The organism is Hymenobacter ginkgonis (assembly GCF_009755225.1).
In the GTDB taxonomy this organism is placed as follows: Bacteria; Bacteroidota; Bacteroidia; order Cytophagales; family Hymenobacteraceae; genus Hymenobacter; species Hymenobacter ginkgonis.
Window position 1 is genome coordinate 1,108,713 of sequence record NZ_WQKZ01000002.1, and the last position, 12,336, is coordinate 1,121,048.

The following is a 12,336-nucleotide window of genomic DNA, read 5'->3' on the forward strand; positions in this document are numbered from 1 at the left end:
TAGTCTGCTTCGAATATTAGCGTTTAGAGAACTGGAACGAGCGACGGGCCTTGCGCTTGCCGAACTTCTTGCGTTCAACCATGCGGGGGTCGCGGGTCATAAAGCCTTCTTTCTTCAAAGCCGACCGTACTTCCTCGTTGTCGCTAACCAAAGCTTTGGTGATGGCGAGGCGAATAGCCTCAGCCTGGCCGGCGATGCCGCCGCCGCTCACGTTCACTTTGATGTCGTACTGGCCAACCTGCTCAACCGTAGCGAGGGGCTGGTTTACGATGTTCTCCAACAGTTCGTTGGCGAAGTAGGACTTCATGTCCCGGTTGTTGATAGTGATATTCCCTTGCCCGGCCTGCATGTAAATGCGGGCCACCGAGGTTTTTCTTCTACCAGAGGTGTTAGTAGCTGCCATTTAGTGGGAAAATATGCGGCCAAAGTTGGCCGTAAAGCGATGATTTACAGATTCTTCAGCTCGTATGGCTGGGGCTGCTGAGCTTCGTGCGGGTGCTCGGTGCCAGCGTATACGTACATGTTGCGGTACTGGGCAGCGCCCAGACGGTTGCCTTGCAGCATGCCTTTCACAGCGTGCTCAATGGCTTTGCGCGAGTCACGGTTCATCTGCTCGCGCAGGGTGCGCTGCTTCTGGCCGCCGGGGTAGCCCGAGTGCGAGATGTAAAGTTTCTCGTCCATTTTCTTGCCCGTCACGCGCAGCTTGTCGGCATTAATAACGATAACGTTATCACCGCAGTCGGAGTTGGGGGTGAACGAAGGCTTGTGCTTACCGCGCAGCAGATTGGCAATCTGGCTGGCAACGCGGCCCAAGGGGGCGACGCTGGCGTCTACGATAACCCAGTTTTTCTGGGCGTTGGCCTTGTTGACGTGGGTCGTCTTGAAGCTCAGGTGGTCCATGGGGATGGTAAAGAAAATTACCGGCTAAACAATTGACAATAACCCCCAACCCGGACGGGGCTGGGGAAAAACGGACACAAAGGTACTCTTTTTTTGCCACAGTACCAAATGAGACCGACTGATTTCTAGTGAATCAACTGGCGGCGCGGGCAATTACTCGTCTACTTCATCAACTGAGACAAGGCCGCCATAGTCCGCGCTAAACACATATTCTCCGGCCTCTAGGGCCGCTACATACTGCGTAATCCAGTCGGCAAAGGAGGGCGCGAGCAACGTGCGCTCAGCATCGTCGTGCCACATCCGAATTATTTGGCCGCGCGTGCCACCCGGCGCGGGCGACAGGTCGAGGCAGCAGTGATTGCCCGCGCCATCGTAAGTAAGGGGCAGCCAGTGGGGGTGCCACCATTCGGTGCGTACGCCGGGGGCGGGAGTTGAAGTGGCGCCTTCAAAATCGCCTCCCTTAAGCAAGTCATTCCAAATAGTCCACTCGGTCAGCATGCGCGGCACGGATAGCAACTCCTCCCCATTGAGCAGGCCACCGGCGTCATTCCGCTGCCCGTTGTGAATGCAATAAAACGCCAAAAAATCAGCCGGTAGCTCGGTGCCAATGGTGGCGGCGAGCTGCTGCAATTCGGCGTCCGTGGCCCCTGGGTTTAATTCAGTTGTAAGCTGCGGCGCGTAAGCATGCAGCCAAGCTTCCAAGCGTTCCCAAATACTTTGCATCAGGCAGGGGGCCGAGATAAAAATAGGCTTAACGGTACTGCGCTAGCGTTTCAACGAGTACTCGAAAATCCTTGGGGTAGGGCGCGTCCACCTTGATAGGCTGCCCATCCAGGCCCGTAAAGCCCAGCTCCTTGGCGTGCAGGGCAAAGCGCTTGATGAAGGGCTGCTCGGTTTCGCCTTCTTTAAGGTTAAATTTCTTTTTGAGCGACGACAGAAAGAAATCCTCGCCGCCGTAGAGGTGGTCGCCAACGATGGGCGTCTGCACATACGCCAGGTGCAGGCGAATCTGGTGCATGCGGCCCGTCACGGGTTCGCACTGCACCAGGGCGTGGCGGGCGTAGGTTTCGAGGGTAGTAAAGCGCGTTTCGGCGGGCTTGCCCTTGAAGGCCAAGCGCGCCTTGCCGCTCTTAGTAGTTTCGATATTGCGCTCTACCACAAACTGTTCGAGGGGCGGGGCACCCCAGGTAACGGCGTGGTAAATTTTATTCACCTCGCGGTTCTCAAACTGCATCGAGATGCTGCGGTAGGCCTCGGGGTGCTTGGCAATCACCAGCGCGCCGCTGGTGTCGCGGTCGAGGCGGTGGCCTACCTGGGCATCGTCGGTGTACTCGCGGGCCAGGCGCAGCAAGCTGGCGGCCACGCCGATGCGCTCGTCGAGGGTAGAGAGGAACGGGGGCTTGTTGACGACGATATAATCGTCGTTCTCAAACAGGATAAGGTCTTGGAACTTGGGTGGCTTCATGCGTACCACAAAGGTACGGCGAGGGGCCTGGGCAAGTAGCTCTTAGCCCCAAAGGAGGGGGTAGGGCCTTGAATTAGCACTAATTCTTCAGCGCCCTACCCCTTGCCGAACCTTCAAGGGAGTTACTTCACCTCTTTGGGCCGGGGTAGGCGAAACTCCATAGTGGTGCCCTCGCCCACCACGCTTTTAATGTGGATGGTAGACTTGTGCCCTTCCACAATGTGCTTGCTGATGGCTAGCCCCAGCCCCGAGCCACCCGCCGAGCGCGAGCGGCTTTTGTCGACGCGATAGAAGCGCTCAAAAATGCGCGCCTGGTGCTCGGGGGCGATGCCGGCGCCGTTGTCGCGCACGGCTACGCGCACCCCGTTGCGGCCCGGCGTGAGGGCCACTACCACGTGGCCATTTTGTTCACGCCCGTACTTAATGGCATTGTCAATCAAGTTGATAAGTACTTGGCGGATGCGGTTGCGGTCGGCAATAACCAGTAACTCCTGCGTAGCTAAGTGGGGCGGGAAAACTTCGAGGGTAGTGCCGCGCCGCGCTGCCTGCTGTTCTAGCAACTCAAACAATTCGTGCACCAGGGCCACTAGGTCGAAGCGCTGACGACGCATGCGGATGACGCCTTTCTCGAGCTGCGAAATCGTGACTAAATCTTGCACCAAAGTGTCGAGCGCATCGAGGCTGGCGGCGGCCCGCTGCAAAAACTTACGGCGCGTGGCGGGGTCCATGCCCTGCTCGGGCGCATCTTCCTCCTCATCCAAAATGGTGTGCACGAAGCCCTGGGCGGCAAAAAGCGGCGTTTTCAGCTCGTGCGATACGTCGGCCAGAAATTCGCGCCGTAGGGCTTGCAGGCGCTTCAGCTCGTCGAGCTCCTGCTGGCGGCGCTCGGCCATCTCCACTATCTCGTCACCGATGCGCTGCAAAGGTTCGGGGCGAAACAAGAACTTGTTGCTCAGTTTCTTAAACTCCTTACGCTTGATGTGCTCCAGCCGCGAGTAAATGCCGTTAATCTCCCGAAAAATCAGGGCTTCAAACGACAAATACACCAGCAGAAAACACGCCGCTACCGTAATGCCCGCTGCCAAAAAGGCCTGGTCGGTGGGCAGGGTAGGGGCCAAGTAGGCGAAGGTGGTGAGCACTCCCGCCACCAGCAGCGCAATAACTACGGCAACGGTACGCGAGGAAAAATTCCGAAACACTGGGCGAATAATAGAGGGGTAGCGCAAAAATAGAACGTCCTGCTGAGCTGGCCGAAGCATCTCGCTCGCTTCATCGGATTGCAAATCCAACGAGGCGAGCGAGATGCTTCGGCCAGCTCAGCAGGACGTTCTGTATTTTTTAGCTGCGTTTTAGTCGGCGTTAAACTTGTACCCTACCCCCTTAATGGTCTGGATGTGGTGGTCGCCTACTTTTTCGCGCACTTTGCGCACGTGCACATCCACGGTGCGAGCCAGCACAAAAACGTCGTTGCCCCAGATGTTTTGCAGTAATTCGTCGCGGCTGAACACCTTGTGGGGCGCGGCGGCCAGAAACGCCAGCAGTTCAAATTCTTTTTTTGGCAGCGTAATTTTCTTACCCTCCTGGTACACCGCAAAGCCCGTGCGGTCGATGCGCAGGCCGTTGATATCGATGGCTTCGACGCCGGCGTGGGGGTCTTGGTCGCGGCGCACGATGGCCGCCAAGCGGCTAAGCAGCGCCCGCGGCTTAATGGGCTTGGCCAGAAAGTCGTCGGCACCTGCCTCGAAAGCAGCTACCTCCGAAAACTCTTCGGCGCGGGCCGTGAGAAACAGAATGTAGGTATCCTTAAACTTGGGTTGCTCGCGCAGCAAGCGGCAGGTAGCGATGCCATCGAGGTGGGGCATCATTACATCAAGCAGGATAATATCGGGGCTGAACTCGGCGGCCGTAGCCAGGGCCTGGCGGCCGTCGCCGGCCGAGGCAGTGAGGTAGCCCTCCTTTTTGAGGTTGAACTCGAGCAGCTCGACAATATCGGGGTCATCGTCTACGACGAGAATCTTATACACGGCAGCTTTCGCCGACGCCGACCTTTGATTGGCAGAAGTAGCCACGGCAACGATGCGAAAGGGGGAAGAACTTTCGCGGTGCAAAAGTACCAGTGCTCGGCTTGGCGGGCATGTTACGTTTGTGTGACGTCCTACCGGCTCATTGCGCCATGTTGAGGCGGCTTTTTAGACCGTCGTACTTGTACATGTCGATTTTGATGGCGCCCACAAACATCTCGGCCTGAAATAAAACCGGAATCTTATTGCGGTCGTCGGAGAGGTAAACCTTAATGGATTCTTCGCCCCGAAAAATCTTGTTAGTCGGCATTTTGGGTACCAGCTTCAGCACATGAATAACACCGGCTTTGGTCTGAACTACTTCGCGTCCTTTGAAGATAACGTCCATGTTGAAAGACGATTCGTCGAAAAAGCCGCCCACCCGAATGATGTCGCCCGGCTTCATGTGCTCGTAGTTGAGCGTGCGCAGGTAGTAGAAGCCGCTCACCAGCTCCTGCACGTTGTTGGGCACCTTAAATGTGTAGTGAATGGGCTCTTTGTGTTGGGTTTGCAGCACATTCACAATGTCGTGCGCTTGGTCAAATTCTACTACCTCTTTCTTGCGGTAGCTGCCTTCCTCAATGTCGCGGGTCGAGCGTAGGGGAAGGATGCTGGCCGTGTCGATGTAGGCGCGCCACTGGTCGCGCACGTGCAAAAAGAAGTCAAACGAGCCCGTAGTGTGGCCGCTCACGGTGGCTTTGTAGCAGGGGCGGTCGGCTACGCGCTCCAGGCTGCCCGAGGTTTCGACGACGGCCTCCGCCGCGTTAATAACCCCATAGTGAACCTTGTAGCGAATAGTTTCGCCAGCCTTAAAGCTGGGGTTGGCCCACAGCCGCACCGGCTCGGCCACGCCGAGCGACTGCGTCGAAGCGGTACAGAAGAAAAACAGTAGGGGTAGCAATAGCCGAAGGCGCAGCATAATCGCGGGGGTAGCAGGCGGCACAAATTTCGCACATCTTACCGGCACAACCCGAAAATAAGCGCGACGGCCGAGAAAATGAAGGCAAAAGAAAAGGCGCCCCACAAGTGAGGCGCCTTTTCCTAAAAGCAAACCATGGGCCTAAAAATGCCGGCCGGCTTGCAGTATCTTATCATTGGCTGCTGCCAACGGGCTTAGAGCGTGTCTTCGCCGTCGTCGGGGCCGCTCATATCCACGGGGATAATGTCGGTATCGCCCTTGGCCATGGTCCGAATTTTAGCTTCGATTTCATCGGCCAGCTCGGGGTTATCGAGGAGCAAAGTCTTCACCGCCTCGCGGCCTTGGCCAATTTTGTTGCTGCCATAGCTAAACCACGAACCCGACTTGGCAATAATGCCCATGTCAACGCCCAGGTCCACAATCTCACCTACTTTAGAGATGCCTTGGCCGTAGATGATATCGAACTCAACTACTTTGAAGGGAGGCGCCACCTTGTTTTTCACCACTTTCACCTTGGTGCGGTTACCGGTCACGTTGTCCTTGTCTTCCTTGATTTGGCCGATACGACGGATGTCAAGGCGCACCGAAGCGTAGAATTTCAAGGCGTTACCACCGGTGGTGGTTTCGGGCGTACCGAACATCACACCGATTTTCTCGCGCAGCTGGTTAATGAAGATGCACAAGCAGTTGGTCTTGTTAATCGTACCCGTAAGCTTACGCAGGGCTTGGCTCATGAGGCGGGCGTGCAGGCCGACTTTCGAGTCGCCCATGTCGCCTTCCAATTCGCTCTTAGGCACGAGGGCAGCCACCGAGTCAATTACGATGATGTCGATAGCACCGGAGCTAATGAGCTGGTCGGCGATTTCGAGGGCTTGCTCGCCGTTGTCGGGCTGGGCAATGAGGAGGTTAGCAGTGTCGATACCCAGTTTCTGGGCATAGATGGGGTCGAAGGCGTGCTCGGCGTCGATGAAAGCCGCCATGCCACCCGCCTTTTGCGCTTCGGCAATGGCGTGCAACGTCAGGGTAGTCTTACCGCTCGATTCGGGGCCGTAGATTTCAATGACGCGGCCGCGGGGCAGCCCACCGATGCCGAGGGCGATATCCAACGAGAGCGAACCCGTGCTGATGGAGGCCACATCGACTGCTTTCTGGTCCGAGAGCTTCATCACGGTACCTTTGCCGAAAGCCTTGTCGAGCTTCTCCATCGTCAGCGCGAGGGCTTTTGCTTTCTCGGAGGCCGAGTCAGACGAGGAGCCGCGCTCTTTTTCAGCTTTTTCTGGTTTTTCGGCTTTTGAAGTTGCTAAGGCCATTGGGGGTAGGGTTGATAAAAACTTAGGGTTGTAAAACTACGCTATTTTGGGTTACCGCACTCAAGCAGCGTAGCAGAGAGTAAGCTCGGCTACCGTTCTGTTTTTCGGCGGCTATTTCTAACACAAAGGTCCCCGGTTTTGTGCCGGTTGTAAGCAAAATAAATGGGGAAATTTCTAAGAATTTTAGTTAGCGTTGGGGCTGTGTTATTTACGGCCGTGCCGGCCTGGGCGCAGCTGGATAATAGGGCATTTACGTCGCCAGAACCGGGTAAAGCCCGCACGAGCGCTGAAGTGTTACCAGTTACAGAAGATCCTGAAGGTACTGACGTTCCCGTAGCCCCCTCGCAAGGCGACCTGCGCATCGCGCTCAACTCCTTCACTTTCTTCAAAGACAACGAGTACTTCAACGACATCGTGCAGGGCTACACGCTGTTTGGCACGCAGCTAAACCCACAGTTGGTTTACTACCCCCTTAAAGAGCTGCGACTTGAAGCGGGCGTTTTTCTCTGGAAAGATTTTGGCAACCCTACGCTGCGGCAGGTGCGCCCCACCTTTCGGGCCACCTGGACGCACGGCCACAGCCAGTTTATTTTTGGTAACATCAAGGCCAACCTCAACCACGGCTATATCGAGCCGCTATTCGACTTTGAGCGCGTAATACTAAAGCCATTGGAGGAAGGCCTGCAGTACCGGCTGAATACCAATCGCGTATCGCTCGACGTATGGGTCGATTGGCTGAAGCAGGAATACCCTGGCGTGGCCTACCAGGAGCAAATTGCCGGCGGCATCAGCAGCAGCTTTCAGGTGACGGGTGACAACAGCCGGATAGCTGTCTCGATTCCGTTTCAGTTCACGGCCCGGCACGAGGGCGGGCAGATTGACACGCTGCACGCGCCCATCCAAACGCTGCTCAACAGCGCGACGGGGGTAGTGGCGCGGCTGCCGCTGCACGGCGCGGTGCTGCACGCCGTGCGCTTCAATACCTACGGCCTGCTCTACAACGACAACTCGTTTCAATACCGCCTACCCTACAAAATGGGCACGGCCTTCTACACCAACGCCACCCTCGAAACCCGCTACGCCGACCTCATGCTGAGCTACTGGAACGGCTACGGGTACTACTCCCCGCTGGGCGGGCCCTACTACCAATCGGTGGCCTCGCGCTACGGCACGCCCGACTACAAGCAAGACCGCCGCCAGCTAGTAATGGCGCGCTTGCTGCGCGACTTCCGCATCGCCGATGCGGCCGCCATTACGGTACGCGTCGAGCCGGTGTACGATGTCAGCGCCAAACTGCTAGATTTCTCGTTCGGCGTGTACCTCAACTTCCGGCAAGAGTGGCTGCTGGGCAACGTAGCTCGGCGCGTGCGGGTAGGGCAATAGGGCCCTACCCCCCGCTTAAATGAGGAAGCACCTGATGGCCATTATAGGCTACGCTTCAGCTTGCCGTTGCCTTTAAGCTGGCTGCGGTCGAGCACGCGGCCATCGGGCAACACAATTTGGCCGTTGTGCAGCATCATACTCTTGCCGTCGGCCGTTTTTACGCTGCCATCGGTCATCACCTGGGTGCCGTCGCTCATGGTCATGGTTTGAGTCATGGGCAGCAGGGTGCCATTTTGCATGGTTAGCATTTTGCCTTCCTTCATGAGCACGCCGCTTTCAAAGCGCCGGCTGCTGGGTGGCCGGTCGGCTCTGGGCGGGCGGCCGCCTTCCAAGGTCATAGCTTGCTGGGCTTGGGCAAGCGAAAAGCTGCCGGCCAGCACTAGGGCGGGTAGCATTGTAGCGAAGACTTTCATAGGGCGGGAATAGAAAGCCGACGACTTGGCGGCTGGTTTTACAACGCAGCCGCCCCCGAAGTAGTTGTTAGCGCGCCCGTTAGCCCTAGGCAAGCTGGCGGATAAAGTATAAAATATCGGGCTGCCGAAATTCACGCGCCCAAAAGCTGCGCCGGAGCCAGGGTACACTAGCGGGTGCCGGCTCCGGCAACTCTTGGGCAAAGCCCAGGGCCTGCGCCACCGCTTGCCCGCGCGTATTGCTGGCAAAGCAGCGGATGAGCAGCCGCCGTGCCCCTACCCCCTCAAAACCGAACGAGCACACGGCTGCCAAGGCCTCGCGGGCGTAGCCCTGGCCCTCGGCGGCGGCCGTGAGGTAGTAGCCAATTTCGGCTTGGCCATCAAGCTGCGGCATTAGGCAGATGTCGCCTAAGTAAGCTAGGGTTTCGCGCAGCCAGATGCCTAGCACGTAGAAGCGCCCCGTGCGCCAGTCATCGGCGAAAGCTGCTAGCTGGCTGGCCGCCGCCGCTAGGGTCGGCACCGCCTGCAAGCGGTCGGGGAAAGACTCTTGGAGGCGCGCCCGGTTTTGGTCGAGCACGGCAAAAAAAGCGGGTGCATCGGCCGCCTCATAGGGGCGCAGCAGCAGGCGATTGGTGAGCAGGGGGGTAGGCGGCAGCATAGCAGCGCAAAGCGGAAGCCTGGGCAATCAAGGCCCAAGTAGTCAGAAAAACAAGAAGGCAGCAAGCCCAACCTGTCTGGTTAAGTCTGCTGCCTCTCCCATACGTAAGAACGTGCTATACCGCGTACTGGCGCGGGCTGCCCAGCGCTTGCTGCGTGCGCATAACGTTCACTTGCCGGGCCGCTTCGTTGAAAAACTCTAGGCGGCGAATCAACATTTCCTTGGTGAATACGCGGCCTTCGGGCGTGCGCATGATGGACTGCTTGTCGGCCAGCACGCGCTGCATGGCGGCGAGTGTCTGGTCTTCGTGCTTCATAAATTGCTGCTGAAATTCGGCCAGCCGCGCCACGCCCGTCGCCGTGAGCTGAAAGTGCTCGCCAGCGCCTTGGTTCAGTACCTCGCACAGCACGTACACTTCGAGCGGCAGGCTGGTTTCGAGAGAGGTAGTGCGCAAGTCGAGGCCGGCGGCCAGCGCGTCGAGAATAATGCGCACGTTGCGCTCAAATTGCTGGTAGTAAGCTTGGGCTTCCATCTATAAAATGCGAAAAGAATAGCAGGCTGAGCAGAGTACCTACTAATACGGTTAGTGTGCAGTAAAGTGGCTTCGCTTAACTCAGCCTGACGTTCAGGTAGGATTAAAGGAGTTCTTTGATAATCTGCTCCACGCTCACGCCTTCGGCCTCCGCTTTGAAGTTGCGCACAATGCGGTGGCGCAGAATGGGCAAAGCTACGGCGCGCACGTCTTCAATATCGGGCGAGTACTTGCCCGTGAGCAGGGCGTTGCACTTGGCCGCCACAATGAGGTATTGGCTGGCCCGGGGCCCGGCGCCCCACTCCAATAGCTGCTGGGCGCGGGGCGCCGTGCGGCCCATATTGGGACGGGTTTTGTGCACGAGGCTCACGGCGTATTCTACCACATTATCGGCCACCGGTACGCGGCGCACCAAGGCTTGGTAGGCCTGTATCTCGGCGGCACTGAGTACTTTGCCGGCCACCGCACGGCGATCGGAAGTAGTATTTTTGACAATGTTTAGTTCTTCTTCGTAGCTGGGGTAGCCCAGCTCAATGTTGAACATGAAGCGGTCGAGCTGCGCCTCGGGCAGGGGGTAGGTGCCTTCCTGCTCGATGGGGTTTTGGGTGGCCAGCACAAAAAACGGCCGCGCGAGGGGGTAGCGCTGGCCGGCCACCGTCACGGCGTATTCCTGCATACTTTCGAGCAGGGCAGCTTGGGTTTTGGGCGGCGTCCGGTTGATTTCGTCAGCCAGGATAATGTTGGCGAAAATCGGCCCCTTCACAAACTGAAACTCGCGTTGCTGCGTCAGCGTCTCCGAGCCCACAATGTCGGATGGCATCAGGTCGGGCGTGAACTGAATGCGGTTGAAAGACAAATCGAGCGAATCGGCGATGGTTTGCACGAGCAGTGTTTTAGCCAGGCCCGGTACGCCTACCAGTAGGCAGTGGCCTTGCGCAAATACGGCAGTTAGTACCAAGCGCACTACATCCTCTTGGCCCACAATGACTTTGCCAATTTCCTGGCGCAGCTGCTGGTAAGCACGGGTCAGCGAATCGGCCGCTTCTTTATCGTTTTGAAAGGGAGCCATCAGAATAAAGGAATACGAACAAAGAACGTCATGCTAAGCTTGCGAAGCATCTTACTCGGGGTCGCTGGGTTGAAGCCCAACGATGCGAGCAAGATGCTTCGCAAGCTTAGCATGACGTTCTGGGGTTTTTAAGAAAGCAATTTTATTGGTCGGTGCTTGCCGTCAATATCTTGCACTGGGCATATTCGGGGGCCACTTCGAGGTAGACGCTGGTGCGGTTCTGCTCGTACCACTCGTCTAGGGCACGGCTTTTCTTTTGCGTCAGTGCGGCCTGCGATATTTTCTGGTAGTCGTCGAGCAGGTTGGCCTGGTGAGGCGGCGTATTGCTCTTGAGGTATAGGATGCGCATGGCGTCCTTGCCATCGTCGGTGCGGTAGGGTAGGGGCGGGGTAATGTGGCCCACCTTCATGGTGTCGATGGTGAAGAAGATGGCCGGGTCGAGCTTATCGAGTGGCATGCGCGAGCCGCCATCTTGGCGGTTGGCAAGCAGGCCACCGTTGCCGCTGCTAGCTTTATCGGTGCTGAAATCCTTGGCGGCTTTCGCGAAGGAAATACTGTCTTTCAGAATCTGCGTGCGAATGCGCGCCAGCTTGATGGCGGCGCCGTTGGCATCGGCAGCGCCGGTAGCGGGCTTCAGCAGAATGTGGCGGGTAGAATACGAATCGCCCTTGCGCTCAATGAATTGAATCAGGTGAAAGCCGAACTGCGATTCCACTACCGGCGACATTTGGCCGGGCTCTAGCTTGCGCGAGGCAGCTTCGTATTCGGGCACCAACTCACCCTTTTTGAAGAAGCCGAGGTAGCCGCCCTGCACCGCCGAGCCGGGGTCTTGCGAATACTGCTTGGCCAGGGTTTCAAAGCTTTCACCGGCCAAGACGCGTGCCCGCAAGTCGTTGAGCTGCGCGATGGCGGCCTGCTTGGCCTTGTCATTCACTTGCGCCGGAATGACAATCTGCCCAATTTCTACTTCCGTCGAGAAATACGGGATGCTGTCCTTGGGCACTTTGTCGAAATACTCTTTTACCTCGCGGGGCGTCACGGTCACCTTGCCCGAGATTTTATCCTGCATTTCCTGCTGCACCAACTGGTCGCGAACCTGCGAGCGCAAGTCTTCCTTGAGTACCCGCAGCGGCTTGTTGTACATCTCCTCCAGCTTTTTTTCCGAGCCCACCTGCTGCACGAAGTAGTTCATGCGGCGGTCGAGCTCGCTGTTTACGCGGGCATCGGTCACGGTTACAGAGTCAACTTCGGCGCGGGCCAGCATCAGCTTATTAAGCACCAGGCTCTGCACTATCTTACAGCGCAGGTCGGGGGGTAGGCCCTTGCCTTGGGCACGGGCTTCTTCCTGCGCCACAATGCCCTCAATCTCCGAGCGTAGCACAATCTGGTTGTCTACTTTCACGGCAATACCATCGAGCAACTGCTGCCCACGAGGACGCGTGATGCCCAACTGGGCCTGGCTGGTATGCGGCAGGGCCAGGGCCGTGCCTAAGGCGAATAGGAGGAGCGCCGACAAGCGCTGAGGTATAAACTGCATAGGATAGGGAGTCGCGGAGAAGGCCAAGGGTTGCCGCCCACGGGGCGATAACGCAAAAAGAGAGGCAGAAAATTCGGTGCTAACGGCCAAAAC

Annotated in this window: 14 protein-coding genes; 1 reads left to right on the forward strand and 13 read right to left on the reverse strand. The window is 57.5% G+C overall.

Annotated elements, in window-relative coordinates; all coding sequences use genetic code 11:
• Positions 1–16: 16 nt before the first annotated feature.
• The 8 genes from rpsI to recA all read right to left on the reverse strand — a co-directional run bounded on the left by rpsI (position 17) and on the right by recA (position 6,549).
• Positions 17–403: a 30S ribosomal protein S9 gene (gene rpsI, locus GO988_RS10470; protein WP_157564950.1), complete on the reverse strand. Its 387-nt coding sequence runs from the start codon at positions 401–403 to the stop codon at positions 17–19.
• Positions 404–447: 44 nt separating this feature from the next.
• Positions 448–900 carry a 50S ribosomal protein L13 gene (gene rplM / locus GO988_RS10475; RefSeq protein WP_157564952.1) on the reverse strand — a complete coding sequence of 151 codons (453 nt, stop codon included), beginning with the start codon at positions 898–900 and terminating at the stop codon, positions 448–450.
• Positions 901–1,053: 153 nt separating this feature from the next.
• Positions 1,054–1,623, reverse strand: a complete 570-nt coding sequence (locus tag GO988_RS10480; RefSeq protein ID WP_157564955.1) for an SMI1/KNR4 family protein — start codon at positions 1,621–1,623, stop codon at positions 1,054–1,056.
• Positions 1,624–1,651: 28 nt separating this feature from the next.
• Positions 1,652–2,365 carry an RluA family pseudouridine synthase gene (locus GO988_RS10485; RefSeq protein ID WP_157564957.1) on the reverse strand — a complete coding sequence of 238 codons (714 nt, stop codon included), beginning with the start codon at positions 2,363–2,365 and terminating at the stop codon, positions 1,652–1,654.
• Positions 2,366–2,487: 122 nt separating this feature from the next.
• Complete coding sequence (locus tag GO988_RS10490) at positions 2,488–3,591, reverse strand: sensor histidine kinase (RefSeq protein WP_232341456.1); 1,104 nt, start codon at positions 3,589–3,591, stop codon at positions 2,488–2,490.
• A gap of 123 nt (positions 3,592–3,714) precedes the next feature.
• Positions 3,715–4,434 carry a response regulator transcription factor gene (locus GO988_RS10495; RefSeq protein WP_317164835.1) on the reverse strand — a complete coding sequence of 240 codons (720 nt, stop codon included), beginning with the start codon at positions 4,432–4,434 and terminating at the stop codon, positions 3,715–3,717.
• A gap of 94 nt (positions 4,435–4,528) precedes the next feature.
• Positions 4,529–5,344, reverse strand: coding sequence for a DUF3108 domain-containing protein (locus GO988_RS10500; protein WP_157564961.1), 816 nt, complete (start codon positions 5,342–5,344; stop codon positions 4,529–4,531).
• A gap of 194 nt (positions 5,345–5,538) precedes the next feature.
• Positions 5,539–6,549, reverse strand: a complete 1,011-nt coding sequence (gene recA, locus GO988_RS10505) for a recombinase RecA (protein ID WP_232341491.1) — start codon at positions 6,547–6,549, stop codon at positions 5,539–5,541.
• Between the two features lie 396 nt (positions 6,550–6,945).
• Between recA and GO988_RS10510 the strand changes: the two genes are divergently transcribed.
• Positions 6,946–8,037: a hypothetical protein gene (locus GO988_RS10510; RefSeq protein ID WP_157564966.1), complete on the forward strand. Its 1,092-nt coding sequence runs from the start codon at positions 6,946–6,948 to the stop codon at positions 8,035–8,037.
• A 41-nt stretch (positions 8,038–8,078) separates the two neighbouring features.
• Here the strand turns inward: GO988_RS10510 and GO988_RS10515 are convergent, their stop codons facing one another.
• From GO988_RS10515 to GO988_RS10535, 5 genes are all read right to left on the reverse strand, one after another.
• Complete coding sequence (locus tag GO988_RS10515; protein ID WP_157564969.1) at positions 8,079–8,450, reverse strand: DUF6799 domain-containing protein; 372 nt, start codon at positions 8,448–8,450, stop codon at positions 8,079–8,081.
• 85 nt (positions 8,451–8,535) lie between these two features.
• Positions 8,536–9,105 (reverse strand): GNAT family N-acetyltransferase, encoded by a 570-nt coding sequence (locus GO988_RS10520; RefSeq protein WP_157564972.1) that lies wholly within the window; start codon positions 9,103–9,105, stop codon positions 8,536–8,538.
• A 115-nt stretch (positions 9,106–9,220) separates the two neighbouring features.
• On the reverse strand, positions 9,221–9,637 hold the full coding sequence (locus GO988_RS10525; RefSeq protein ID WP_157564974.1) for a hypothetical protein: 417 nt from the start codon (positions 9,635–9,637) through the stop codon (positions 9,221–9,223).
• 103 nt (positions 9,638–9,740) lie between these two features.
• Positions 9,741–10,706, reverse strand: a complete 966-nt coding sequence (locus tag GO988_RS10530; protein ID WP_157564976.1) for an AAA family ATPase — start codon at positions 10,704–10,706, stop codon at positions 9,741–9,743.
• 142 nt (positions 10,707–10,848) lie between these two features.
• Positions 10,849–12,243, reverse strand: a complete 1,395-nt coding sequence (locus GO988_RS10535) for a peptidylprolyl isomerase (protein ID WP_157564978.1) — start codon at positions 12,241–12,243, stop codon at positions 10,849–10,851.
• Between the last annotated feature and the right edge of the window lie 93 nt (positions 12,244–12,336).

Coding starts and splice junctions, on each gene's coding strand:
- rpsI (WP_157564950.1), bottom strand. CDS start 403: ATGGCAGCTACTAACACCTCTGGTAGAAGAAAAACCTCGGTGGCCCGC.
- rplM (WP_157564952.1), bottom strand. CDS start 900: ATGGACCACCTGAGCTTCAAGACGACCCACGTCAACAAGGCCAACGCC.
- GO988_RS10480 (WP_157564955.1), bottom strand. CDS start 1,623: ATGCAAAGTATTTGGGAACGCTTGGAAGCTTGGCTGCATGCTTACGCG.
- GO988_RS10485 (WP_157564957.1), bottom strand. CDS start 2,365: ATGAAGCCACCCAAGTTCCAAGACCTTATCCTGTTTGAGAACGACGAT.
- GO988_RS10500 (WP_157564961.1), bottom strand. CDS start 5,344: ATGCTGCGCCTTCGGCTATTGCTACCCCTACTGTTTTTCTTCTGTACC.
- recA (WP_232341491.1), bottom strand. CDS start 6,549: ATGGAGAAGCTCGACAAGGCTTTCGGCAAAGGTACCGTGATGAAGCTC.
- GO988_RS10515 (WP_157564969.1), bottom strand. CDS start 8,450: ATGAAAGTCTTCGCTACAATGCTACCCGCCCTAGTGCTGGCCGGCAGC.
- GO988_RS10520 (WP_157564972.1), bottom strand. CDS start 9,105: ATGCTGCCGCCTACCCCCCTGCTCACCAATCGCCTGCTGCTGCGCCCC.
- GO988_RS10525 (WP_157564974.1), bottom strand. CDS start 9,637: ATGGAAGCCCAAGCTTACTACCAGCAATTTGAGCGCAACGTGCGCATT.
- GO988_RS10530 (WP_157564976.1), bottom strand. CDS start 10,706: ATGGCTCCCTTTCAAAACGATAAAGAAGCGGCCGATTCGCTGACCCGT.
- GO988_RS10535 (WP_157564978.1), bottom strand. CDS start 12,243: ATGCAGTTTATACCTCAGCGCTTGTCGGCGCTCCTCCTATTCGCCTTA.